Annotated in this window: 21 protein-coding genes; 7 read left to right on the top strand and 14 right to left on the bottom strand. The window is 43.4% G+C overall.

Going from position 1 to position 25,297, the window contains the following annotated elements:
- On the top strand, positions 1-973 hold a 973-nt coding region (locus tag LLF92_07660), incomplete at its 5' end, for a methyl-accepting chemotaxis protein (protein ID MCE5340988.1).
- Between the two features lie 67 nt (positions 974-1,040).
- Here LLF92_07660 and LLF92_07655 read toward each other — a convergent pair.
- From LLF92_07655 to LLF92_07610, 10 genes are all read right to left on the bottom strand, one after another.
- A complete protein-coding gene (locus tag LLF92_07655; protein ID MCE5340987.1) occupies positions 1,041-2,000 on the bottom strand; it encodes a glycoside hydrolase family 130 protein in 960 nt (319 codons plus the stop codon).
- A 65-nt stretch (positions 2,001-2,065) separates the two neighbouring features.
- Positions 2,066-3,079: a hypothetical protein gene (locus tag LLF92_07650; GenBank protein ID MCE5340986.1), complete on the bottom strand. Its 1,014-nt coding sequence runs from the start codon at positions 3,077-3,079 to the stop codon at positions 2,066-2,068.
- Positions 3,076-5,325, bottom strand: coding sequence for a glycoside hydrolase family 5 protein (locus LLF92_07645; protein ID MCE5340985.1), 2,250 nt, complete (start codon positions 5,323-5,325; stop codon positions 3,076-3,078). Before LLF92_07645 ends, LLF92_07650 begins: the two co-directional genes overlap by 4 nt.
- A gap of 79 nt (positions 5,326-5,404) precedes the next feature.
- Complete coding sequence (locus LLF92_07640; GenBank protein MCE5340984.1) at positions 5,405-7,426, bottom strand: hypothetical protein; 2,022 nt, start codon at positions 7,424-7,426, stop codon at positions 5,405-5,407.
- 80 nt (positions 7,427-7,506) lie between these two features.
- Positions 7,507-8,145 (bottom strand): PEP-CTERM sorting domain-containing protein, encoded by a 639-nt coding sequence (locus LLF92_07635; protein MCE5340983.1) that lies wholly within the window; start codon positions 8,143-8,145, stop codon positions 7,507-7,509.
- Between the two features lie 60 nt (positions 8,146-8,205).
- Positions 8,206-8,952 (bottom strand): LamG domain-containing protein, encoded by a 747-nt coding sequence (locus LLF92_07630; GenBank protein ID MCE5340982.1) that lies wholly within the window; start codon positions 8,950-8,952, stop codon positions 8,206-8,208.
- 47 nt (positions 8,953-8,999) lie between these two features.
- Positions 9,000-11,090, bottom strand: a complete 2,091-nt coding sequence (locus LLF92_07625) for a hypothetical protein (protein ID MCE5340981.1) — start codon at positions 11,088-11,090, stop codon at positions 9,000-9,002.
- A gap of 35 nt (positions 11,091-11,125) precedes the next feature.
- Entirely contained in the window at positions 11,126-11,917 is a 792-nt protein-coding gene (locus LLF92_07620) for a prepilin-type N-terminal cleavage/methylation domain-containing protein (GenBank protein ID MCE5340980.1), read from the bottom strand.
- A 74-nt stretch (positions 11,918-11,991) separates the two neighbouring features.
- The gene (locus tag LLF92_07615; GenBank protein ID MCE5340979.1) at positions 11,992-14,175 is read right to left on the bottom strand and encodes a LamG domain-containing protein; all 2,184 of its coding nucleotides are present in this window, start codon (positions 14,173-14,175) and stop codon (positions 11,992-11,994) included.
- A 78-nt stretch (positions 14,176-14,253) separates the two neighbouring features.
- On the bottom strand, positions 14,254-15,315 hold the full coding sequence (locus LLF92_07610; protein MCE5340978.1) for a LacI family transcriptional regulator: 1,062 nt from the start codon (positions 15,313-15,315) through the stop codon (positions 14,254-14,256).
- 283 nt (positions 15,316-15,598) lie between these two features.
- On the opposite strand from LLF92_07610, the gene LLF92_07605 reads away from it, so the two are divergent.
- Positions 15,599-16,324 (top strand): GDSL-type esterase/lipase family protein, encoded by a 726-nt coding sequence (locus LLF92_07605; protein ID MCE5340977.1) that lies wholly within the window; start codon positions 15,599-15,601, stop codon positions 16,322-16,324.
- 18 nt (positions 16,325-16,342) lie between these two features.
- On the top strand, positions 16,343-18,289 hold the full coding sequence (locus tag LLF92_07600) for a beta galactosidase jelly roll domain-containing protein (GenBank protein MCE5340976.1): 1,947 nt from the start codon (positions 16,343-16,345) through the stop codon (positions 18,287-18,289).
- A gap of 228 nt (positions 18,290-18,517) precedes the next feature.
- On the opposite strand, the gene LLF92_07595 is transcribed toward LLF92_07600, so the two are convergent.
- Genes LLF92_07595 through LLF92_07585 form a run of 3 tightly spaced genes read right to left on the bottom strand, consistent with a single transcriptional unit; the run spans position 18,518 to position 20,573 of the window.
- Positions 18,518-18,967 carry a SpoVG family protein gene (locus LLF92_07595; protein ID MCE5340975.1) on the bottom strand — a complete coding sequence of 150 codons (450 nt, stop codon included), beginning with the start codon at positions 18,965-18,967 and terminating at the stop codon, positions 18,518-18,520.
- Positions 18,968-18,984: 17 nt separating this feature from the next.
- A complete protein-coding gene (gene ispE, locus LLF92_07590; protein MCE5340974.1) occupies positions 18,985-19,887 on the bottom strand; it encodes a 4-(cytidine 5'-diphospho)-2-C-methyl-D-erythritol kinase in 903 nt (300 codons plus the stop codon).
- Positions 19,888-19,889: 2 nt separating this feature from the next.
- A complete protein-coding gene (locus LLF92_07585; protein ID MCE5340973.1) occupies positions 19,890-20,573 on the bottom strand; it encodes a hypothetical protein in 684 nt (227 codons plus the stop codon).
- A gap of 92 nt (positions 20,574-20,665) precedes the next feature.
- Here LLF92_07585 and pyrF point away from each other — a divergent pair, with 92 nt between their 5' ends.
- From pyrF to murD, 3 genes are all read left to right on the top strand, one after another.
- On the top strand, positions 20,666-21,604 hold the full coding sequence (gene pyrF / locus LLF92_07580; protein ID MCE5340972.1) for an orotidine-5'-phosphate decarboxylase: 939 nt from the start codon (positions 20,666-20,668) through the stop codon (positions 21,602-21,604).
- 21 nt (positions 21,605-21,625) lie between these two features.
- Complete coding sequence (locus LLF92_07575; GenBank protein MCE5340971.1) at positions 21,626-21,937, top strand: nucleotidyltransferase domain-containing protein; 312 nt, start codon at positions 21,626-21,628, stop codon at positions 21,935-21,937.
- Positions 21,938-22,033: 96 nt separating this feature from the next.
- Positions 22,034-23,368, top strand: coding sequence for a UDP-N-acetylmuramoyl-L-alanine--D-glutamate ligase (murD, locus tag LLF92_07570; protein MCE5340970.1), 1,335 nt, complete (start codon positions 22,034-22,036; stop codon positions 23,366-23,368).
- Between the two features lie 496 nt (positions 23,369-23,864).
- Here the strand turns inward: murD and LLF92_07565 are convergent, their stop codons facing one another.
- On the bottom strand, positions 23,865-24,341 hold the full coding sequence (locus LLF92_07565; protein MCE5340969.1) for a hypothetical protein: 477 nt from the start codon (positions 24,339-24,341) through the stop codon (positions 23,865-23,867).
- Positions 24,342-24,863: 522 nt separating this feature from the next.
- On the opposite strand from LLF92_07565, the gene LLF92_07560 reads away from it, so the two are divergent.
- Positions 24,864-25,238, top strand: a complete 375-nt coding sequence (locus LLF92_07560) for a PilZ domain-containing protein (GenBank protein ID MCE5340968.1) — start codon at positions 24,864-24,866, stop codon at positions 25,236-25,238.
- Positions 25,239-25,297: the final 59 nt, after the last annotated feature.

Raw genomic sequence — 25,297 nt, 5'->3', positions numbered from 1 at the left:
AATCATAGCCGGTTTGACAGACGGAGCGGAGCAGGTATCTTCTGCGTCCGGTCAGGTTTCAGCCGCTTCACAATCTCTTGCCGAGGGCGCTACTGAACAAGCTGCCGGTCTGGAAGAAACATCTTCAAGCCTTGAAGAAATGTCTTCTATGACTAAACAGAACGCTGACAACGCGCAGCAGGCCAATACACTGGCAAGCGAAACACGCAAAGCCGCAAATAATGGCGCTGAAGCGATGAACAGAATGAGTACAGCTATTCGTGACATACAAAAATCATCTGATGAAACCGCGAAAATCGTTAAGGTCATCGATGAAATAGCTTTCCAGACAAACTTACTTGCATTGAACGCCGCTGTTGAAGCCGCTCGTGCAGGCGAAGCGGGCAAGGGTTTCGCAGTTGTCGCTGAAGAAGTTCGCAATCTTGCGATGAGGTCAGCGGAAGCCGCGAAGAACACCGCCAATATGATTGAAGAGTCTGTAAAGAGTTCAAAGAACGGCGTTGACATCGCTAATGAAGTCGGCAAAGTTCTCGAGGAAATAGTTCAGAGCATCGGCAAAACAACCGATCTCGTCGGCGAGATAGCTGCCGCTTCATCTGAACAGGCACAGGGCATTGACCAGGTCAATACAGCCGTTGCACAGATGGACAAGGTAACACAGCAGAACGCCGCGAATGCTGAAGAGTCAGCAAGTGCATCTGAAGAACTTAGTGCACAGGCTGAACAGATGAATCAGATTGTACAGGATTTGGTAAATCTTGTCGGCGGAAGCAGTAAGTCAGAAGTACGTCATGCTCCGGTAGCTCATAAGACCGCACAGAAGCATTTGACAACTTTTGACCATGCGATACATCACATTGCAGGCAGCACGGATAAAAAGTTTGAAAAGAAAACACCGGCTGTTTCAAAAGCAAAAGCTGTAAAAACAATACCACTGGATAACCATGATGAACTGAAAGAGTTCAACAGTTAATATTCCAATTCCCCTTCAAATTCCAGGCGGGGTTTAAATATCCTGCCTGGAGTTTTTTTATTTATTGTTATATACAACTGTCTGATTTGAGGTGTTCCAGAACTTCCTCAATCTTGCAGAACGCCATGCACGTTACCGTATCAGCGCCGCCGTAGTAAATCGCAATTTTGCCGGCAGGCTTGTCGTATAAAGCCGCGCACGGGAATACCACATTCGGTACATCGCCGAGACATTCGTAATTTTCCTGCGGCGAAAGCAAATATGAACTGCTGCGTAAACGCACTTTCCACGGCTGTTCCAAATCAAGCAATGCCGCACCCATACTATATACAAAACCATTGCAACTCGTCAGCACGCCGTGATAGAACAATAGCCAGCCTTCAGGTGTTTCGATAGGTATCGGCCCTGCTCCAATTTTCGTCGCTTGCCAGCCCATCGTCGTTCCCATAACAAACCGATGTCTGCCCCAGTGAATCATATTCAGGCTTTGGCTGTAATATATATCACCAAAAGGCGTATGTCCGTTATCGCTCGGACGCGAAAGCATCGCGTATTCGCCGTTGATTTTGCGAGGGAACAAAACACCGTTGCGATTGAACGGCAGAAACGCGTTTTCCATTTGATAAAAATCTACAAAGTCTTTGGTATAAGCGACGCCGATTGTCGGCCCGTGATAACCATTGCACCAGGTAACATAATAACGGTCTTCAATCCAACAGACACGCGGGTCATAGCCGTACTCCCAGTCGGCGAGATCTTTATTTTCGCATTTGAATTTCAGCCGATCCGGCTCAATACGCCAATTCAGACCGTCATCGCTTGTGCCGACGTGAAGCTGCATATTTCTGACTTTGTCATCGCAACGGAAAACACCGGCAAAACCATTCCCAAAACGTACAACAGCGCTGTTAAAAATACTGTTCGACGTCGGAAGATGATTTCGTTTAATAATCGGATTTAATTTTGACCGCCAGACGACATCGCTGCAACCGGCGGGACGATTTTCCCACGGTATCGTTTTCAGCATCGCGTCATTTTTCTTTTTCAGATCGTTAATCGTATTTGCAAGTCCGTCACTCATAGGAACCTCTCTTACGCAGAACAAGTTTTTAAATAAGCAAGTAATTCATTCAAATCGCAGGTCGCCACGCCGACATATTTGTCCGCACCGCCGTAGTACACAAATAATTTACCGTCGATAACAACATTTCCGCACGGGAAACAAACGCCGTTGTAAAGCCCTTTCGTTTCATAAGGCTTTTCAGGCTGCATCAGCCAGTCTGGACTTCGGTGCAGAATTTTCATCGGATTTTTCAAATCAAGCAGCATAGCGCCTATTCGATAATATTTATCATCGCCGACCGCATGATAAAACACCAGCCAGCCGTCTTTGGTTTTGATTGGCGGAGTAGAGCCGCCGATTTTCTTTTCCCAGGCGTGTTTGCCCTTTGCCAGAAGTTTCAGATTTTTCCAGCCGAGCAAATCGTCGGAAAACGCAATCCACATCGCCGGAAAATCAGTGCCGTATTTTTTGCCGCACCATTCCATCGGACGATGCAGCGTAACATATTTGCCTTTAATTTTTTCCGGGAACATTATCACATCGCGGTCGTCATAAGCAAGATTGGAAAGCAGGCCGGCATAAGTGAACTTTTTCAAATCTTTGGAAATCAGCAAACCTGTGGCTGAAAGATTCTCACGCAAAAATCTCGGATAACCCTCGCCAAGTTTCGGAGCATTGTATATGCGTCTGTCGTTTGGAATCCAGTATTTGCCCGGCGCAAACGGCCGAAACGCAAAAGTAATATAATAAAGCCCATCCATTTTCACGATGCGCGGGTCTTCGATACCACCAATATTATTTTTAGGCATTGGCGAAACCATCGGCTTGTCGCTGCACCGGACAAAATCATAACCGTTTTTACTCGTCGCAAGACCAAGATAAATGTAATGCTCGTCATCATCGCCGGCGGCACGATATATCAGCTTAACTTCGCCGCTGTCACTGTCGTACCACGCTGTCGGATTTGTGGTAACGAGATTTTCCCATTTGTTGGCCAATTTAGGTGATAGAATTGGATTTTTTTTGTATCGTGTCAGTTTCATTTCTTTCCTTTTATACAAAATGTTACAGGCTGCCCTTCGAGCAATTTCAACTGGATTGCGTCTTTTACTTTTAATAACGAATCATAATTACCGGTTAAATCAAATTCCGTGTTTTTCGCAAAACCGAATTGAGTCATATCGACAATCACTTCGGTATCATTCGTCGCCATAATTTTCAATTTGTTCGCATCCCACACCAGCATCACATTCGTCGGTTCTTCGCTGTAAAATTTCAAGGGCGATGAATCATATTTTGTGTTGCCGACAAACAAAGCGTTCTTGTCTGTAAAAACATAACCGGTCTGCATCGGCGTATCGGCTCTGATAATATCCAGCTTCCCGCTGCCGGGTTCGTGCGAATCGATATATTCGCGGAAAAACTTCGTCGCGTAGGCAATGGGCTTCGGCCGCCCCAGTTCTGTGCCGTCATAATAATACATCCCAAACTGCGATTCATAGATTTGCCGCTCCGATGAAATCCACGGTGCGTTATATTTCATATTCGTAACAGGCCATTCTGAAAGCAGCCATAGATACGCTCCGGAATAATCGTGCGCGAACGCATACAGATAAACCATCATTTCGCCGACAGACGACGCATTCTGCCCAAGATATTTTCCGTCCGGCATTTTAAGACCGCTTGAAAAACCGAATTCGCCCATCGTAATCGGCTTATTCGGCCACAACGCCCGCAGACGGTCGAATGTCGTTACAGCTTTTTTCACATCCTCATAAGAATACGGCATCTGATAAATATGATGCGAAGTAAAATCAAGCATTTTATTACATGGCAACGCAGCCAAAGATGTATTATAGCCAACTGTGTAAAAATGATTTTTATCAAGCTGCCTCATTGCCTGCTGATGAGAACTAATCCAATAAGCAAATGTACTATCAACCGCGCCGATAAAATCCTTATATTCCGGCTCAATCGACAACTGACCGTTTATGCCGTAAAGACAGGAGTAATCAGATGACTGATTAAATTTTTCAATATATTGTTTGCCCATCGAATACGCCGCGTAAAGATTTTTCGCATCCGTGCCTTTTATCCATTTGCCGATTTCAGGCCAGCCGGGGTTGCTGTAAGCATACTCAACCCATTTTTTATCATAGTATTTATCGGAGTATCGTTCATAAACTTTTTGCTGTAATATTTCCGATGGTCTGCCATTGGCTCGAACAGAGCCTATCATTGTGATATAAGGCTCGTTCATTAAATCGTAGCCCAATACTATTGTTTCTCCGCCCGCAACTTCTGCGGTTCTTTTGAAAACGTTAATCATCGCCTTATCCGTCGGCAGAGGGTGTTCTCTGGGCTGCAAGATAAGATAGATTTGATACTTTCTCGCCAGTTCAATAATTGTTTTAAACCGTTCAGGATACTGGTCAATTCGAACATTCCAGAACCTGAAAGAATTTATACCGGCCTCTTTTGCCTTTTGAAAATCCTGTTCGATGCGTTTTAAATTATAGTAATCTTCGCCGAATTCGGTTTGCCTCTCAAACGGCCCCAGGTAATTGCAGCCTAACGCGAAAAATTTCTTTCCGTTCGGCAAAATAAAATGTTTGCCGTCTTCACTTAGTTTCACATAATCTTTGGGTGCGGGCGAAGTTATTGGCAGGTTTTTTTTCTTGTCGGCTGCATCCTGTTTTTTTAGACCCTCGGCGAGATACTTGCTTTTAACTGTATTTAAAAGCTTTATAAGCACGTTAAAAAAATCTTTGCTTTTGTAAAATTCAGGATAATCGACGCCAAACAAAATCCAGTTGCTGTTTTTGAACTCACCTGCGTAATTAACTAAAACACCGCAGGCAAAAGCAACATTTCTGGAATATTCATCTTCAACGGCTAAAACAGGAACATAACGCGAAACTTCCGGATACTCAAATGCAATCGCTGAAAGGCCGTCAAATGAACCTTTGATTTCAATTTTTGATTTTAGAACATCCTGCTGCTCGTAAGTTTTGATAACTTTCGCATCTTTGTAGCAATAAATATCGCGACGTTCAAACACAGGCAGTTCCGGCAAATTTATATCATTTGCGCCAAGAAGAACTAAATCTCTGCCTGATTTAAGAAAACTCAACAATTTTTTTTGCTGAACACCCGACAGTTTGACATCATCAGATATGATTAAGCAATCGTATTTGCCTATTTCGCTGAATTTTGCGTAACTGACTGAATCGGCCTTAAAACTTGATTTAAGCACAGGAAGCAATTTGCCCGCTGTTCTATTTTCCATCACAGCAACAGAGTATCCCCCTGCTGCCGCCAGTGATGACACAGTTAAAGAGCAAAGCAATATTAAATAAATTGTGATATTAGTTTTTCTCACAGGCAGCTAATTTCCGCTCATTTTCCTGATTTTCCAAATGTTTTTCTGTTATTTGCACATCTTCGTCGGTTGGCAGATTTTTATACCAGAAGAAGTACATACCAATAACGCTTACAATAAACACACCAAACGTAATATAAAACGCTTTAAATTGCTGAACAACCAACTGCATCGGCATAAGAAACATCGCGACAAGCCAGACTGCGGTAAATGGCAGCGCAAGTAAATCATTTTTATGTTCTATTTTCATTTTTGCTCTGATGTCTTCCGGCAGAATATGAATTAACGGATTCCAAAAACCGAAAGGCCTTGTAATTTTATAAAAGTTCTCAAGTACCGCCCTGTCTGTCGGCTTTGTAAGATATGTGCCCGCGACAGAACATACAGTCGCAAAAACGGTCAGAACAATAAATTGCCATTGTTCCGGAAGTTCTGGCCAGAAAATTCTCTGTACTACAGCGCTGACGCAACCGGCTATAGTACCAATCGCAAAACCCCCGCCGTTAAACCGCCACCAATACATCTTCAGCAGCGATGGAACCGCCAGCCCCGAACAAAGTCCCATCGTAATCCAGCCCCAGATGTCGTTGATGCTCCTTACGGTATAAGTCATAATAAAACTTACCGCGACCAGAGCGATTGTAAAAATATATGTCGCCATCATTAGTTCTTTATGAACAGCTTTCGGACGCAGATACCTTTGATAAATATCTTTTGTGAAAAATGATACCGCTTTGTTTATGGTAACGTCAATAGTTGACATACCGGCTGCGATGAGCGAAATCATAATAAGGCCTTTAAGCCCTGACGGAATACCGTAAAGCAGAACCGCCGGCATTACCTTTTCAGCGTTGATCGTGCCATCATAACTAAGCAGATGAAGTTTCGCAATCCAGTTTTCGCCAAGCAGTGCTTTGAGACTGTTTATAAATTCGACAGGATATGCTGATGGATTATTCATTATCTTTGACAGATAATCCGGCCACGCTCCTGCGCTGACGTTTCCGAGCTGCTGCTTGATAAGAACAGCGGCCTGTGCAAGTATAGCCTGGTCGGGGAACATATCTTTAATAATGAACATTCCAAGAACCGCGTAGCCAATCATCATCGGCCAGCGGAAAGTACTCAACGTCATCCACCAGCACGCGACTTTGCCGCATTCGCGTTCATTCTTCGCGGCAAAATACTGTGGGTCGTCGCCGGTGCCAAAGCCCATAATGATATTTCGCAGAAGCAGAAAGATTGTGAACATATACAATGATTCATAAACTTTATAACCTTCCGGCATTTCAGCAAATCGCTGCGGAAACGACGAAAGCCATTGACTGCAATGCGTAACTGTTTGCGTGAGAGCTGCGAAATCAGTATCGCTGCCGCTGATTTTCAGAACCGCAAGCACCGTAACAGTAAACATTCCAATTAATATCAGACCGCACTGCAATAAATCGCAAAGCACAACGCCGTAAAACCCTGCCAGCACGGTATAAATTGTGGTAATGCCCAGCATAATCAGCGAGCATTGAAAAGGCGAAAGCGGCAGAAACATCGAGAAGAACAAACCTGTGCCTTTGATGGTGTAAACAAGCATACCGATAGTGAATACTATAAGTGCGACAACTTTTGAAATTCGCGCAAAGTTTGCTCCGAAACCGTTACCGAATCTGAACGCCATCCATTCAGCGCCTGTCATACAGCCCGAACGCCTGTGCCATTTGCCGGTCCAAATCATTGTAAAGACAAGCCCAAGCGGTACACCACCGCGGAACTCGATAAATAATCCGCGAGGCCCGAGCAGATAAAGAAGGGATACGATTAGCATTGTGCCTGTAACATCGACAGACCAGCCCATACCGGAGATACCCAAAGCCCACCACGGCAGCGACCGACCGCCGAGAAAATATTCGTCAAGGCTCTTCGATGCTCTGCGGCTTAGGTAAACACCAAGGCCAATAAGGAAAAGAAAGTATCCTCCGATGATACAGTAATCCGTAATCCCTAAATATTGCATTTTATCTCCGTACAGAAACAAAGATGGCGCCGATAAAAATTTGCTCCCTCGACGCCATCCTATTTAACAACTCATTATACTTATTTACGTTTCCTTAACAAGAGTCCACCCAGTGCAAGAATCGACATCGTTGCAGGCTCCGGAACCATCACCATAACATTGTCAATCAACACATCACCAACGCCACTATATGTGTTCTTCAGTGTAAGGGAAATGGCGTATACATTCTCGAAGTTCTTGCCAGCAATTAGAATGGATGCTAAATTTATAGGATCAGTTGTCGCCCAATCATGTACGTTACCAGTGGAAGTTGGCAGGTTAACGGTACTTGTCACTGCATAGCCCCAGCAATCAACAAGAGAAAACTGGAGGTAGTCGCAAGCTTTGTCCGTTACTTTACTATCGAATTTAATGTCCGTGATTCCTAGGTATGTCAAATTAACACCATGATTTTGCCATACACCGCCGGGCAATAGGTACCTTGTCTGCATATAGCCTGCACCATTACCAGTAGTATTTTTATATAGTTTCATGTAATTGTCGCCGTCATTTTCCAATGTTTCAATAATCGGTGTTACTCCTCCATCTGTTTTAACTACCCATGACGAATTCAGCGCTGCGCTGTCGGCATACGACTCGAAATTGTCTAAATTGATCCATCCCGCATTCGCTCCAGCTGCAAGTACCATAACTACTAACAAACATACAAACTTCTTCATTTTTTTACCTCCTAAAAAAAACTGAAAATTAATAAATACTAATACTTCCACACAGAAATATTATTTACGTCTTCTTAACAAAAGTCCGCCAAGAGCGAGAATCGTCATTGTTGCCGGTTCCGGAACGATTGCTTTGTACATTGCAGAAACTTCGCTGCCTGTTAAGCATCCGCTCCAGATTGTGAATTCATCGAAAGCGCCTGACATAAATGTACTCCAGCCCGGATTCGTTGGAACGCGTACTTCGCCCGGAGCTGTTGTGAATGTAAATGCCAGCGAGCCAATGTTTTGACCATTTTTGTACAGTGTTACATTCGTACCGTCATAAGTTGCCGTAATCATCTGCCACGCGTCTACTTCATATTTTGCAGTACCGACGAGAAAATGTCCGCCCAAACCTGTACCGTCGGTGAAAACAATATCGCCGGTCGCGTTTGAATATACAGCTCTCGACGAATTTGTCGCATTGCCGCTCGGCTTATTGCCGATTGCAAACAGAACATTCCAATCACTCGGTGTATCATCCGGCTTTACCCAGATATTGACGCTCCAGGCATCCGCAGCCGCGATAGGAAGCAAACTCGATGAAATACCGGTTTTGTAAATACTGTTCGAGCCGCTCGAAACAAACGCTCTGTCAACGATACCATCTGTAAACGCAGACGTGCCGAAATAAGAACCATTAATGCCCTGACCACTGGTATCAAGAGCATTGTTTTCGAACTTCCACTCAAGTTTGAGTGTAGCGCCGAAAGCAACAGTACTCATAAGAACAACAACCAACATTAAACTTAACAACTTCTTCATTTTTTTGACCTCCAAAAAACATTAAACATTTACTATTAAAATTTAAATTACCAGCACTGCGATTGTTCCATCAATCTGCACTCGAGCCATTTTTGACTGAACAGCCAAACGTCTTCAAAATCAACCACACAATCATCATTAATATCGCCGACTATTGTGCCGAAACATACCGTATTTTCGCTGTTTGAAAGAATAACATTATCAAAGTAAATATCGCCTGTCGGGCTGTCATAATATGTATTCTTTGCCGTAAATCCAATCAAACCGACATTTTGATAATTTTGGCCGGACGCTTTAATCGTTTGAAGATTTAAATTTACCGTAACCCAGCCGCCTGTTACAGTACCGCTTCCAATATCCGCGCCCGCTATTTTCGTGCCGCCCGAATTCCAAATTGTAAATTGAGTCAAATCGCTTCCCTGATCGGTTATTTTATATTTAAACGATATATTTGTATAACCAGGTGATGCCCAATTAACACCAGACCCAAGCCATACAGCACCGGGCAGAAGATATTTCGTTTGAAGCCAGGCATTCGAACCATTTGTATTGTACAAAAGTTTTAAACACTTGTTGCCGCCTTCATCCACCAGCGTTTCCGTTGCAGGATCTCCATTTACATGAACTACCCAAGCCGCCGAAACTGCTGCGCTGCTTGCATAAGATTCAAAATCTTCAACAACCTTTTCCTCCGGCACAAGATTATCTTTCATCCAGTCGGCTGATATTTCAATAAAGTCGGCAAACGTAGTTTTGCAGTCGTGATTAACGTCCAATTTGGAACCGCATTCATTTACCATCGCGACAACTGTCAGCGTGCTTTCTCGCGGAAGAGTTACATTCATCGTGCCGGAAGCATAATCAAAAGAAACATTCGAAAGCTCATCCGTTACAACGCCGGCCTCGAATGCTTTGGCAGTAGTAATAACAAGACTACTTACGCCCGTTACCTGAACGCTGCGTGTTACCGTGTTTGCCGTACTGTTGGCAAAAGCCATTACAAGTCGATTACTGCCGAAGAATCCCGATGCGCTGATTTGGCTGCCAGTCCACGTCTTGGTCAGAACCTTCGCGTTGTCAGGAATGTACGGAGCCAGCGTTAAAAACGAATAGTATACCGGCCTGTACGTAGAATTGACTCGTTGCCAGCCAAAAAAGTTATCCTGCCAGCTTTGATTTGCCGCTTCCCAGTAGCAAAGAACATTCGCACCGTTATTCGCCATCGTCAATGAATTTTCATAACACCGCTGGGCGAACTGATTGCTGTCGCAAAAATGATTACTGTCGAACGTTACGCCGTTATAAGTTTGAACGCCTGTCGCATACTCGGTAACGATAATGGGCTTGCTGTGCGTCGGGGCGGCTAAATTTACCGCTGCGCCGAAGTAATTCTTCCACCGCTGGTCAAGATAACTCGGCAAAGCACTGGTACCCCACCAGCTTTCATCCCAGGCATGCGTTGACCATGCTCCAATCGCATTTTTGCCGTTCGTATCGAGTGCATTTATCCACGATGTGCCATTTGTAAGAACAGCCAATCCCGGCCCAATAATACCTACGTTGGAAAGACCTCTGCTGTCGAGTTCTGCGCGAACAAGTTTTACAACCGTATTGTAATCTGCGCCCGGACAGTAAACATTCCAATTACCTTCCGGTTCATTAAACAGTTCAATGTAGTCAATCGTGTAGCCGCAATTTTTAAAATACAAAACTTCTGACGCCCAGATTCTTGCAAAGTCGTTGAAGTAAGCACTTTTCAATCTACTACCGGTGCCGAGCCATGTTGAAGGAACGCATCCGAATTTGATTAAAATCACTTTAACGCCGAGCGTTTGAGCCATCGCAAGAGAATATTCAACAGCATTGCCGCGACTTGTCCCGTTGTATTGACTGCTGACATAAGCGTCCATCACAGTCGTGGTAGCATCGACAGGAGGGCTTGAGCATCCGCCCGGAGCAATACGATAATATTTGAGGTTCAAAGCGGTAGTCAGCGATTCTACTCGTGAATCGCCCGGCCAAATCTGTGCGCCGAATCCGTCGAATGAGTGCGACACATCGCAGACATCGAAAGTGATATCCGCACCGAACGCCGCAGCACAAAGACAGAACCAGACTATTAAATACCGCTTATACATCTTCTTCTTAATCCCAAAGAGAATTTATTTACACATTAGTGTTTATAGAAATAATATCTCCAGCGTTCCGTACCATCACTGTCGAGCCCGGCCATATCGCTCGGTTCAATACTCGCATGACCATCAACCCAGCCTATATCACCAACGCCATAATCATTCTTTGGTTTTTTGTTGTGCCAGCGGGTCTGAAACTTGTAATCAGGATGCGCTTTTGAAAGTTCCGCAATAGTTTTACGCGGATTGAACACCCATGAGTTGGCAAAATAGTATTCATGGTCGATGAAATATACTGTTTGTGCAGGCTGTCTGATTTCAATAAGTTTATTCATCCCGTGCTCTGTCCAATAAACATCGCCCACGCCTACCCAGCCGCCGGAACCTCTTACGGTTGAATCGACACCTTTTCTGCCCGGGCTGCCTTCAGTACTGAAATTGTATGTCAGATAGCCATTCTCGGCGAATGTGTATCGTGTGGCGTCTGTTTCGAACGCAGGATCTGTTTTGAAAAATCTTGAGTGTACTGCTGTCGGACAAGTCATAATGCTGCTTTTTCTGCCGGGCTCTACGCCGATATACGGTCCAAGTGAACTTTCTTTGCCGTTATCGCCTTTGTCTTTGAACCAGTCGCCGGCAATTACATAACCGTCATGCTCGTTCGACCAGAGAGCGGCGCCCATTACCATGCCTTTCAAATTAGATCGGCATATAACCATTCGTCCCTGCTCTTTTGCTTTGTTCAGCGCCGGCATAAGAACCGCCAACAGAATAGCAATAATAGAGATTACGACTAACAACTCTACTAATGTGAAAGCTTTTTTTGCTCTCATAATAACACCCTTCTATTAAGTTTTGACATATAGGGACGGATTTACAATATCCGCCCCTAATTATTTACTGTTAATTACTCTACACCAACCAGCCAGTCTTCCGTAAAGGTTGCCAAATCTTTCATATTAACTTTGCAGTCTTTACAGTCAGCAATATCAATATCGCCTGTGAGGAATGATGAACAAGTTGGATATTTTACAAATTTCATGTCGTCTATATCAATGATGCCTGTACGTGCTGTTGACTTGGTGCCGCCGCAGCCTATCATGATATACCGAATACCTGTGAGTGCTGTTTTATCTACATAGCTTGAGCCGCCAGATGTCGCAAGTTTTTTGTCGAGATTGATGAACCATTCATCCCACTCATCAACAGGAAGGATTACCGAGTTCGGGCCTTCTATCCATTTTTCAGCTATAACATTCTGTGATGCGTCGATAAATTTCAGATACATCAAATCTTCGCTTGTATTACCATTGTGTCTGTAGAGGTAAACTTTCATAGCGTTATATACGCTCAAGTCTTTGGCCGAACCGAGGTCAAACACAATACTTGAGTAGTTACCGCCTGCAAGTTCCGGCAAACTGTAATTCCACTGCAAAGCGCCGCTGCCTGCATAAGCATTTGATGTAAGATTGATTGTACCAGTGCCTGTATATGTACTGCTTGGATATACTGCCCAGCCGGTTATATTGCCTTCCATATCATCAGCAACATAAGTTGTGCCTGCTGTGCCAGTAGTATTCTCGAACCACTGCTCGGCAAGTTGTGCAAAGTCCACAAAATCAACATCTAAATCGTTGTCGATATTGCCTTCTGCCATCAACGCCAAAATATTTTCCTGTGAAAGCGTCCCTTTATACATATGGAACTCGTCAACATAAGTTTCGCCCCAGGCGCCAAGGAACCCCTGTGCTTCCCAACTGTAACCAACGCTGCCGCTCATAGCGCCTTTGGTGCATGAATTATAACCACTGCATGATGCTACAACTTCACCATCCAGATAAAATCTTGCTTCATTTCCGTCTGTTGTAAATGCCAGATGATGCCATGTGTCGCCGTCCATATAATCTGATGCATCATAATAGAGGCTGTACTGTGAGTTGTAAGATGCATCTTTGCTGTAAATTCTTATGGCTCCGGTATCGCCGGCATCACCACGGATAACAAATGAGCTTCCGACGCCAGTAGCCTTTTCTGAATAGAAAGCCGTATTGTAAGGCTGGTAACCGGACTTGAACCAGAATGCAACGGAATATTGTGCATACTGTGACACGCTCACCCCAACCGGAAGGTCAACAGCCTGACCGCCTTCAAATACAAGACTGCCGCCCTTTTTGCCTGCTTCAACCCAATCTGTAGATGGTGTTGAATAACCATACAGATTGCCATCGTAGACCTTACCGGAATGATCCGGCATTTTCTGTATCGTCCCGTCAACCGGGTCATCCATAGTGTAGTAAACAACTTCATCAAACAGTTCGACTTCCGGCAGAACACCTGGAATGATCATATCTAAAATCTCATCCCGCGTCATTGCGCCGCGCCATACTGTGAATTCATCATATTTACCGGCAAGGAAGTTATATCCGCCCCATGCGTAAGCAGGTACTCTGACTTCGCCGGGTGCATCTGCAAAAACAACATCATCACGTGAGCCGATGAGCAGACCATTTTTATATATTCTAACTCTCATGCCATCATAGGTTGTCGTAATCATCTGCCACTGGCCGACATCGAACGGAATGCCTGTGGAAACATATTTACCGCCGCCGCCATTATCCGGACCTTCAGTAAATGTTATGTTATTTGTCTGCGAATAAATAGCCCGTGATGTGCCAGCTGCAAAACCATCATAACTGTTTGGCCTGTTTCCCAAACAATACGCAAGTCCCCAGTTACGAATAGGATTCGTTGTTGGACAAACCCAGAAATTAACCGTCCAAGTATCTGCCGCAAGCAGGGGAAGAACTGCGGTGCTTGCAGATGTCGTATAAGAACTTTGATTACCGTCCGATACAATCGCCTGACCACTTACACCAGCGGTATAAGACAGAGCTGTCGTACCGGTATATGCGTATGCAGTACCATTTATACCATTACCGCTCGCATCAGTAAGATCGCCGTCGAATTTCCATTCAAGAACCTTTGTTGCCGCCTGTGAAAGGCTGCAAACCGCCAGAATTAAAACTAACGAAATTATTGAATACCTTATTTTCATAACACTTACCTCCTTAAAAGCTACTGATTTTTTCATCTGCCTTCCTATAACAAACATACAATAACAGCGAGACTTTCACTGCTGAAGATTCATTGATGTAGATATATTAACTTTTTAAACTGATTGTATAGGTGCGGTGGAACCACGCACAACCAGTTCGCAATTCATCACAATGTTTTGAGTCCCATCCTGGGCGAATTTCCCCTGGATACGGTTAATCAGAAGCTTGGCCGCTCTGCGACCTACTTCATACCCCTTTTGCCTTACCGATGTCAGCGGCGGCATCATAAACGCAGCGAAATCAAGGTCCGCGAAACCAACAACAGATACATCTTCCGGTATCCGCAATTTAAGTTCCGCTGCCGCGAGATAAATATAACGGGCGAGCGAATCACTGGCCGCATATACTGCTGTCGGACGTGGATTAGCTGTTAATATCTTCTTGGCGATTTCAAGGCCGTCCGTGTTTTTCGGCTTTTCTACCGCAAAACACGAAGCGCCTTCAACCGCGTTGATTTCATTTTCAAAAAACTTCCGTCGTCTCTGTGCCCAGCTATATGTCTCAAGGCCCACATCGCCCAGATGTGCTATGCGGCGATGTCCCAAATCAAGTAAGTGTTTTGCCACAAGATGTGCGCCGTGTTCTTCGTTTGTTGTTACCGAATTGGCGCCGAATTCTATCGGCAGTTCATGGTCAATTGTTACTACCGGAACATTTCTTGCCGAAAGTTCTTCATTGTGCGCATAAAAGTCAGGTGTTATCGGCGGCCACATTATTACGCCGTCAATACGTCTGTCAATCAGCCTGTGAATTTGTTCAAGGTCGTCAACAGGTCCGCTGCTCGAAAAATTATCGCCGTGGCGAACCCAAAGATTAATCGGAACAAAATCAACTGTGATGAGTGTATCGTGAATGCCGTAAAGAATTGAAGACCAGTAAGAATCAAAAGGCGGAACCATCACGCCGACTGTGTGCGTCAATCCCGTTTGAAGACCTTTGACTAACATATTCGGCCGATAGCGAAGTTTTGTAGCTGCTTCACAAACTTTATTTCGCGTCTCTTCAGAGAATCTCGAAAGATTTTTGTTCCGCAGAATTCGAGAAACCGTCGGAACAGAAACGTTTGCCGCCTGTGCTACATCTTTCAAACTTGATACGCCTACCGCCAAAATCATCACTCCAAAATAAAAAATGTCTTGTGCAAGTATTTACACAGGCCAATTATGACGTTTTACCATTATATTGTCAATGTTTTTTTAACTTTTTTTGAACAAAATCAAACTCTAAAAAATTACAAAAATATCCACAAAGCTATTAAGTTATTATTTTACAAATACTTACAAAAACGACTGCCGGATAAAATTTTTACTTTCTTATTTCTTGAATCGGATACCGATTGGCGTATAATTACTGTGTAACTATTTTCGCAAATAACCTTATTATTATAGGAACTGAAAAATGAAGCATAATACAAAAGTTGTAACTTATTTATTTGCAATTACTTGCGCACTGCTCTCCAGCGGATGCCTAAGCGAGCAGCAGACAAACACACAGCGGCAAGCTTTAAATAAACAATCCATTGAGAATTACACACACCCTGACAGGTGGAAAGATGACATACAAAAATTTATTGATAGCGACAAACAAACATCCCCGCCGCAAAATGCTGTGCTTTTCGTCGGCAGTTCGAGCATAAGAATGTGGGACACAAAGAAGTTCTTCCCTGACATTGAAACAATCAATCGCGGTTTTGGCGGTTCGTTTGTTATTGACTCCTTATATTACGCAGACCAGATAATTCTGCCGTACAAGCCAAAGACTATTGTCTTTTACGCCGGCGATAACGACACAGTTTGCAACAAACCCTCCGAGATGATTGCGGCAGACTTTCAGTCCTTATTCTATAAGGTTCGCCAGACCCTGCCGGAAACAAGAATCATCTATATTTCGATTAAACCCAGCATTAGCAGGTGGAATTATTGGCCGCAGATGATTGAAACAAATAAATTGATTGAAATTTTCTGCAAAAAACAGCAAAATATACACTTCGTAGATGTTTCAAAGGTTCTGCTCGATTCTGACGGCAAGCCGCGCAAAGATTTGTTGAAAGATGACGGCCTGCATTTGAACGACAAAGGCTATGAACTTTGGACATCGCTTGTAAGACCTTTAATTGATAAATAAAATTGGGATGGCAATATTATGTTGAAGAAAATTGTTTTCAGAAGTTTATCGGCAATCATACTTTTATCATCAACCGTTTACAGCGAAGTAAAAGTCGCCTCACTTTTCTGCGACCACATGGTACTGCAGCAGAAATGTGATGCGCCGATTTGGGGCTGGGCTATGCCGGGCGAAGAAGTTACAATTCAGCCAAGTTGGCTCCAAGAACCTGTAACCTCAACAACGGATAAAGAAGGAAGCTGGAAAACCGCGATTAAAACTCCTTCGGCAGGCGGCCCTTACACAATTAAAATCACAGGCAAGAACGAAATCACAATATCCGATGTTTTGATTGGAGAAGTCTGGATATGTTCAGGCCAGTCGAATATGGAAGTGTCGATGGGATGGCTCGGTACAAAGAGAAGCAAACAAGATATCGCGCAGGCTAAAAATACAAACATTAGAATCATCGGCGTAAAATACAGATATTCATTATTTGAGGAAAAGGATTGCGGCTTATCATGGAACACCTGGCTGCCGGCGACAAGTGAGCACGTACAGGGTTTCTCCGCTGTTGGTTATTATTTCGGCAAACGGCTTCAGGAAGAATTGAACGTCCCGATTGGTTTAATCGCCACACATTGGGGCGGCACACCCGCTGAAAGCTGGATGGACCTCGACTCAATTAAAAAGTTCAAGAGAATGGAAACCGCTTCGGAAATTTTAACGGATGTCAGAAAGGAAAACGAAGACCCTGATATCGCATTCGGAAAAATTTTGGACAGTTGGCTCAAAAAAATTGCCGCTGACGACATCGGCTCAAAAGAAAAATGGTATGCCGCGAATGCTGACGACAGTAATTGGACGAACATTGAACTGCCGTGCTGGTGGTCAAGCTCTTCGTTGAAAGACGCTCACGGTGCAGTCTGGTTCAGAAAAGAATTTACGCTGCCAGCGATTACATCCAATATGCAGCTCGATTTAGGAAAAATCGACGACATTGACAGCGTTTGGATAAACGACCATTACATCGGCACAACTATCGGCTGCGATGTTGCCAGAGCGTATAGAGTGCCCGCCGAATATGTAAGCGAAGGAAAGAACGTAATAACAATCCGCGTTATCGACACCGGCGGCGACGGCGGTTTCACAGGCGAAAAAGATTCTTTGAAAATCAGCTTCGTGAGCAAAAAGCAAATCAGCCTGGCCGGAACGTGGAAGTACAAAAAATCGAATCCGAAAACAGACTGGTCGGAGCCGAGATTTTCAGGCCTGAATCAGAATTTCCCGACCGCGTTATTTAATGGAATGGTCGCACCGATTATTCCGTTTAGAATCGCCGGCGTAATATGGTATCAGGGTGAAGCGAATGTTTGGGCGCCGATTGAATACAGAACGCTGTTCCCCGCTATGATTAATTGCTGGCGTACCAGATGGGACGAAGGCAAGTTTCCGTTTTATTATGTTCAAATCGCGCCGTGGGATTATGGCGACAGCTATTTCAGCCAGGCTCTTCGTGAAGCGCAGACGATGACATTGTCCGAGCCGAACACAGGAATGGCCATTACAATGGACATCGGCGAAGAAAAGGATATCCACCCAAAAAACAAACACGACGTCGGCGACAGACTCGCTCGCTGGGCATTGAATAGAACTTACGGCAGAACAGACGTTGTTTGTTCAGGCCCGATATATAGAGAAATGAAAATCGAAGGCAATTCAATTAGAGTATTCTTCAGCTACGCGCAAGACGGCCTTGCTGTCAAAGGCAGCGAGTTAAGTGATTTCACAATTGCCGGCGAAGACAAAATATTTTATCCCGCCAAAGCTATTATCGACGGTCAAACCGTTCGCGTTTCAAGTCCGCAGGTTGAAAAACCCGTCGCCGTCCGATACGGCTGGAGCAATTGCGCACAGCCTAATTTATACAATAGGGAATTTCTGCCCGCGTCGTCATTCAGAACAGACGATTGGGAATTAAAATAATCAGAATTATACTTCTTCGTTTTTTCTTTATCTGCCGAGCAGATATGTAATATGGAGTAAAGATAATCGGCTGCTAATTTCGTCGCAGGTGTTGTTGTAGCCCGAGCCAACCATTTTTTATGGAAAGCATAGGATAGTTTAGTTAGCTGACAATTTAGTAAAAATTTCCTCTGGCAACACGTATGTGTTTTAGTGATGACGCAAAGCTTTTGTAAAAACTAACTGTTTTTACAAATGTTCGGACACCTCATCCGGTACTTCGTCATCGGGTTCATCGAACTCGACTGGCTTATAGCCGGGCTGTTTGGATTTCTCCAACTCTTCTTCGAAGGCTTTGACGATTGTGTCCTGAATCATCTGTCTGCACTGTGCGTTGATGGGATGGGCGATATCTGCGTGCAGTTTCATTCTCCCTTTAAAATCTTTTTTGGCTCTCTCTTCGCCAAGGGATGCACCGCAGTTGTTGCAGAATCTTGCCCTAAGATGATTTTTCCCACCGCACTTCGGACAATGATCGCTCATTTTCCTCGAAGGCATTGCGACGAAATAACCGTTGGTGCCCATGATAACTTTAATGTCGCGGGTGACAAATGAGTTATCAATCGTCATTGAACAAAACGCCTTGAGCCGTTCGTCTTTGTTGGCAATCAACTTGACTCGTACTTCTGTAATCTCCATATCAGGCTACCTTAAAACTACCATTCATTGCTGGATACAATTATACAATTGCAGTTGCGCGAACTCATTTCGCTTCGTAAAATATCAACATCATGGTAGCTTACATCATCAGATAAAACAAACAGTGCCGAACCGCTGCCGCTAAGGCATACAGGCCTCTCTGTCATCTCCCGAATCTTTACCTGCAATAGAGCAAGGTTATTATCTACTAAAAAGCACGTTTTAGCAAGCATATTTGCGCACAATTTTGGAATTAATGTAATTTTGTTGTCGGATATATAACCCCTGATTTTTTGGCTTAACTCGTTGAAACGATTCATATCTACTTTATAAGCCTCGTAAACCCTTTTAGTGGAAATGTTTATATTCGGCAAAATCAGAATTAATAAAAAGCCAAATTTTTTATCTATCTTTTCCACTTTCTCTCCCCTGCCAGTGCACAGTGCCAAAGGCCCATTTAAAAAAAATGAAACATCGCTGCCTAATTGAGCGCAAATATCATAAAGTTTGTTTTCATGCAATATTTCGTTATGCAATTTATTGAGCGCAAGCACTGTTGAAGCGGCATCACTGCTTGCTCCGCCAAGTCCAGAACCTGCAGGAATATTTTTTGTCAGAGTGATTTTCACATCAGGTTCTTTTTCAATAGCTTTGTAAAAAAACTCTGCTGCTTTATAAACAAGATTATCTTTTCCTTCCGGCGACCAGTTGCCTTTGCAAACAAGTTCCAATTTGGACGACTGTCCTGTTTCGAGAAATATTTCATCATAAAATGCTATCTTGGCCATTACTGTCTCAAGATTGTGATAGTTGTCCGGCCGTTTGTCAGCGATGAGAAGTGAAAGATTTATTTTTGCGGGCGCTCTTACAAGCAGGCCTTTTTCTGACGACTCGAATTGAGGAAGAATTTCTCTGTTCATTTTTAATCCGGAAGAAAGCGAATGGTTAATTTGTGATTATCTATGATTATTTCCTGTACCTTTATATTCCGATGTTCGAATGTAAATTCAGGTGGAATTTTATTATCGCTGAACAGCACGCCGGCGTACTGAACAACATCTGAATTTTGCCCGGCCAGTTTATAAAGAATTTTATCCCGAATAAAATGCGATGCGAACGGCAAACTGCTCGTACCGGCCCGAATTTGCGTCAATCCTGCGTTGAAACCTTTTTCACAAATGGCAGGTTTGAAAACTGCGGTTACAATAAAATCATGACCGCGATATTTGGTTTTGCCCGTGAGCAGGATTTTTCCAGTTGAAAAAGTAACGCTGATGTCTGAAAAATCCCACTTCTTTAAACTTTTCGCATCTATGTGCCGTGAAATGATTTCATTTATACCCTCTTCGGTAAAAATCACCTCAAACGGTTTGCCGGTTTGCGATTTATTGTAAAGTTCCGGAAGAATCACATTGGAAAGATACAGACTGATTTGGTTGCTTTCAATTATCTCAACAGTTCTGAAATACGCAGGCACCCTGAACAGTCCGACGAACCAGTGAATAAGGAACAAAAGCAAAATCCCCGTCAAAACGAGCAATATTTGCCACAAAAAAACCTTTTTTGAGGGTCGTTTTTCAGCCGTGTGTTCCAAATTTTTTTCCATTACTTCCTTGCCAAAGACGATTTAATGCTTATAGTGTTATGTTTCGTTCAAAATACGATATTTAAACTGTTATATTAACTGAAAGGTATAGGATGGCAAGTCATTTTGCGGACCGTATTTGTAAAGCTGTAAAGTCAAAGAAAACACCGTTAATTGTCGGGCTTGACCCGGTTTATTCACGCCTGCCAAAGGCTATTCGCGACACAAAAGGAATGAACGACAGCAAAAGCTGCGCAGCATCAATTGATGCTGCCCTCGAATACAGTATGAAAGTTCTGCGAGTCATCGCCCCGCTTGTACCTGCAGTAAAAATTAACATAGCATTTTTCGAAAGATACCTCTGGGAAGGCATCGAAGCATATTACTCACTCATCAGCGAAGCACAGGACCTCGATCTGGAGATTATCGGCGATGTAAAACGCGGCGACATCGGCCACACAGCTCAAAGCTACGCGCTTGCCCATCTGCAGAATCCGGAACTCAAAGGACTGGAAGATGTTCTCGCTCCGGACGCGATTACCATTAACGGCTTCGCAGGTTCAGAAGGTATCCTGCCATTCGCCGAAATCGCAGACAAACAGGGCAAAGGCGTTTTCGTTTGGGTTCGTGCAAGCAACCCGTCAGCGGCCGCGATTCAGGATTTCGCAGACGCTTCCGGAATGAAAATGTATGAGAAGCTCGCTGAAGTTACAGCCGAAATAGCAAACGACCCCGCAAGAATCGGAAAAAGCGGTTACAGCAATATCGGTATGGTCGTTGGCGGAACAAGCGGCGAACAAACAACAGCGTTAAGAGCTAAATACGATAAAGTTCTTTTCCTCGTCCCCGGCTTTGGCTCACAAGGCGCAACAGCCGCTGATTGTATGCGATTCTGCAAACCGGACGGCACAGGCGCATTGATTAACGCTTCAAGGTCTATCATTTACGCTTACGAAGATGATAAATACGTTGAACAGTTCAGCACGAATTGGGAAAAGTGCATCGAACAGGCTGTTGTCGATGCTAAAATTGAACTTGCAAAAGGCATATAAAGAAATATACTGATTTTCATAATGGTTTCGCTAATTGAAAAAAACCTGGATGTTTTGAAACAATTATGCCGCCAATATCGCGTTCGTCGTCTTGAACTCATTGGTTCTGCGTTGAATGATGAAAAATTTGAGGCCGAAAGAAGCGACATTGATTTTCTTGTCGAGTTCGATTCTTTACAGCACGGAGAACACGCAGACGCATATTTTGGTTTATTGGAATCGCTTGAAAATCTTTTGGGTCGGCACATTGACCTCGTAATGATCAAGGCCGTCAAAAATCGTTATTTCCTCGAATCTGTGAACAAGAACCATCAGGTGCTTTATGCAGCTTGAGATACAGATTTATCGGTTTTAAATATTTGGATTTTGTAAATTTGAATTTGTTTAGAAATTCGAAATTAGGATTTCGGATTTTAAGTGAGTTTTGTAATGGATTGTAATATTTTAAATGGCAAGAATGTTGTCATTATGGGATTGGGAGTTTTTGGCGGCGGAGTTGATACCGCCAAATTTGCGGCAAGATACGCTAAAAAAGTTATCGTAACCGACAAAGGCGACGAAAAAAAACTCGCCGGCTCCATCAAAGAGTTAAAACAATTCAAGAATATTGAATTTCACATCGGCGGCCATCAAGTATCTGACTTCACAGATTCAGATGTAATTATCGTCAACCCCGCAGTCGATGAAGACAATGATTATATCAAAGCCGCGATAGGCAAGAACAGATTAATCACTTCGCAGATGGAAATTTTCTTCCAGCTGTGCCCTGCCAAAATCGCAGCTATAACCGGCTCAAACGGCAAAAGTACAACAACCGCACTAACCTCGCATCTGCTGAAAAATTACAAGAAAGGCAGAGTGTTTTTAAGCGGCAATATCGGCAATCACCCTCTGCTCGAAACTCTCGACCAGATTGAGACAAACGATATCGTCGTACTGGAAATCTCCAGCTTTCAACTGGAGCAGCTCGCAAGAATAAAAAAAGCTCCGAATGTAAGCTGTATTACAAACATCGCGCCGAACCATTTAGACCGGCACAAGACAATGGAAAATTACTGCGCAGCGAAAGAGAACATTATCCGTTTCCAAAACGCCGACGATTCAGCCATTTTAAATGCGTATGATGAAACGTGTCTCAAGTGGTTTGAGAAATATAAAAAATCAGAACGCGATTGCCTTTTATTCGACAGAGAAAAATTAGACGAGAGATTAACCAAAGGTTTCAAACTGCCCGGCAAAGCGAACCGTGAAAACCTCGCTGCCGCAGTTACAATCGCTCATTGCTTCGGATTGAGGGATGAGGACTTGATTGAATCTGTCGGCAGCTTTACTTCGCTTCCGCATAGATTACAATTAGTCGGCACAGTCAACGGCACAAGATATTATAACGATTCGATTGCTACAACACCGGAGAGCACAGTTGTCGGCATAGAGGCCTTCAGCGAGCCGAAAATTTTGATTGCCGGCGGATACGACAAAGGCCTGCCGTTCGAAGCAATGGCAAAAGCAATCAGCAGCAAATTAAAGGCGTTGATTTTGATTGGCGTAACGGCTGACAAGATTGAAAAGTGTATAAGAGACACCGGCACGGTCCCGCCGATTTACCGCGAGAAAACTTTGCAGGATGCCGTCAACAGAGCAAGAAAAATTTCCGCACCCGGCGATGTGGTTTTAATGAGCCCGGCGTGCGCAAGTTATGATATGTTTTTAAATTTTGTCCAGCGCGGCAATATGTTCGCTGAAATGGTCGCAAATTTAAAATAAAGGACTTACAGCAATTTTTTGTGAAAATGAAAATGCGCATGTTTGTGCGTAAGTTTGATATAACCTCATATTACTAAAGTCGTTAGCGAAATTTTCAATTTCCCCGCTTTTTGCCAAAAACAGCCTTTAAAACGCGCAAGTATTCGGCAAAACGTCAAAAAACACATCAAAATCCTTCTCAAAAATCAAAATTTTCTGAAATTCGCAAAATTGGCGCAAGTTTTCGCGTGCGCATTTTTTTGCTAACACTATATGTAGTAGTCGGCTTTTCGACAAAGACAGAACGTGCACGATTTTGATGCAAAATCGCGCAAGGCGCAAGTTTTGGTGTAACAAAATGAATCTAAATCACAGTAAAAAGAAGTGAATTAATGTAATTTGACATTTAATCGCAGTGAAATCGTAAGAAATCGTAAAAATTGAAAATCGGTGTTTTGAAAACGTGCGCATTTTTAGATAGCCACAGAGCACACAGAGGACACAGAGATTTTTTATTCTAATTACTCAACAATATACCGATTACAGGATTCGTCAATAGAGCCATTACCAAACCGATAATAATTTTTTCTTTCAACTCAACCTCAAATAATTTTTCAGCCAGCCAACTATTGAACAAATATAAAAGCAATCCGGCCGTCAAAAACAAAACCATAATGCTTTGAACTTTTTCCTGAAAAATATAAAAGAAAACTTTAAATGGAAAAACCGCTATTATGTCGATAATAATTCCGCCCAGAAAAACCATTACAATATACGGAAAAAATCTCCGGCAGAACAATCTCCTGATTTCTCTTGCTATCCAATAACCGATACTTATGGCGGCAAAGTCAGCGACGAAGTTTATTATCAAACCTGCCTTGGTCTCAAAGGAATACATCCCCATTTTCGGCGGCGGCATAATAATAGGATTGGCGTAACAACTCCCAACACATAACAAAAACAAAACCACTATGAAATATTTTTCCAGTTTCATTTTATCCCTCCGCAATATTCACAGTTTCCATATTATACCATTCCTCATCGTGCCTTGACAATATAATTGCATCGTCAAATTAATAGATGGATTCAGGTCTTCACGGAAATGACATGTCCTTAAAATTTCTTCGTGTTCTCTGTGGTGAATTTAGTGTTGAGAAGTGCGCAAAAAAGAAGAGGCCGGAACGTCCGACCTCTGTAGCTGGTGTCTGTACTTTATACTTTTTAGCGTCTGTGCCAAACCCAGCATTTGTACTTATACCATAACAAAAAACACCCCCACATGTCAAGTAAAATCGAAAAAAAACACACACAAACCAGATAATCCGCAAACATTATTGGACGTTGTTATCTTTGCGTTTTCATTTCAGGTATTTTCCGTAACGTCAAATATTTGTTTATGTTATGGCATTTGCGTATTCTAAAAAAAATAAAAAAATAGCGTACGAGTTTGTTAACCCGCTTCATTCTTTTGACGAATTTCAGAGTATTAAAAGACAATTTTTTATGGAGCAGACAAATGAATGGAACTTCGCAAGACAGACGCAGAGAAAAAAGATTGAATTATCACTGGCCAATATGGTTCGCCGAGGATTTTACAGACAATTTATCGCAGGGGCAAATGGTCGATATAAGCAGCGGCGGGGCTGCTTTTACGTGTCTTGCAGAAGAATCACCTTATCCGGGTCAATACATAACCACACGCTTTAGCGTTCCGCGCTACGGCAAAGACAATACGTTCGATCTGGAAAGTCACATCCGCAACGGTTTCGTTTGCAGAATTGACAACATCAACGGCTATATGCGAAAAATCGCAGTTCAATTTTCCCAGCCGCTGACATTCAGGCCTGGCGAACAGCAAAACGCCGAGATGGAAGTTGTCGCTACCGCGTAATATTGTTGTATCTGGTTATTCGTGAAGCGTGAAGCGGAAAAAATAATAACTGTTTTTCC

Source organism: Planctomycetaceae bacterium, from assembly GCA_021371795.1.
Classification (GTDB): Bacteria; Planctomycetota; Phycisphaerae; order Sedimentisphaerales; family UBA12454; genus UBA12454.
Note: the sequence above shows the minus strand (reverse complement) of the source record. Positions and strands in the feature narration are given on the sequence as shown.

Coding starts and splice junctions, on each gene's coding strand:
- LLF92_07645 (MCE5340985.1), bottom strand. CDS start 5,325: ATGGAAAATAGAACAGCGGGCAAATTGCTTCCTGTGCTTAAATCAAGT.
- LLF92_07610 (MCE5340978.1), bottom strand. CDS start 15,315: ATGATTTTGGCGGTAGGCGTATCAAGTTTGAAAGATGTAGCACAGGCG.
- LLF92_07600 (MCE5340976.1), top strand. CDS start 16,343: ATGTTGAAGAAAATTGTTTTCAGAAGTTTATCGGCAATCATACTTTTA.
- pyrF (MCE5340972.1), top strand. CDS start 20,666: ATGGCAAGTCATTTTGCGGACCGTATTTGTAAAGCTGTAAAGTCAAAG.
- LLF92_07605 (MCE5340977.1), top strand. CDS start 15,599: ATGAAGCATAATACAAAAGTTGTAACTTATTTATTTGCAATTACTTGC.
- LLF92_07620 (MCE5340980.1), bottom strand. CDS start 11,917: ATGAGAGCAAAAAAAGCTTTCACATTAGTAGAGTTGTTAGTCGTAATC.
- LLF92_07585 (MCE5340973.1), bottom strand. CDS start 20,573: ATGGAAAAAAATTTGGAACACACGGCTGAAAAACGACCCTCAAAAAAG.
- LLF92_07630 (MCE5340982.1), bottom strand. CDS start 8,952: ATGAAGAAGTTGTTAAGTTTAATGTTGGTTGTTGTTCTTATGAGTACT.
- ispE (MCE5340974.1), bottom strand. CDS start 19,887: ATGAACAGAGAAATTCTTCCTCAATTCGAGTCGTCAGAAAAAGGCCTG.
- LLF92_07635 (MCE5340983.1), bottom strand. CDS start 8,145: ATGAAGAAGTTTGTATGTTTGTTAGTAGTTATGGTACTTGCAGCTGGA.
- LLF92_07595 (MCE5340975.1), bottom strand. CDS start 18,967: ATGGAGATTACAGAAGTACGAGTCAAGTTGATTGCCAACAAAGACGAA.
- LLF92_07625 (MCE5340981.1), bottom strand. CDS start 11,090: ATGTATAAGCGGTATTTAATAGTCTGGTTCTGTCTTTGTGCTGCGGCG.
- LLF92_07575 (MCE5340971.1), top strand. CDS start 21,626: ATGGTTTCGCTAATTGAAAAAAACCTGGATGTTTTGAAACAATTATGC.
- LLF92_07615 (MCE5340979.1), bottom strand. CDS start 14,175: ATGAAAAAATCAGTAGCTTTTAAGGAGGTAAGTGTTATGAAAATAAGG.
- LLF92_07655 (MCE5340987.1), bottom strand. CDS start 2,000: ATGCTGAAAACGATACCGTGGGAAAATCGTCCCGCCGGTTGCAGCGAT.
- LLF92_07560 (MCE5340968.1), top strand. CDS start 24,864: ATGAATGGAACTTCGCAAGACAGACGCAGAGAAAAAAGATTGAATTAT.
- LLF92_07640 (MCE5340984.1), bottom strand. CDS start 7,426: ATGCAATATTTAGGGATTACGGATTACTGTATCATCGGAGGATACTTT.
- LLF92_07565 (MCE5340969.1), bottom strand. CDS start 24,341: ATGAAACTGGAAAAATATTTCATAGTGGTTTTGTTTTTGTTATGTGTT.
- murD (MCE5340970.1), top strand. CDS start 22,034: ATGGATTGTAATATTTTAAATGGCAAGAATGTTGTCATTATGGGATTG.
- LLF92_07650 (MCE5340986.1), bottom strand. CDS start 3,079: ATGAAACTGACACGATACAAAAAAAATCCAATTCTATCACCTAAATTG.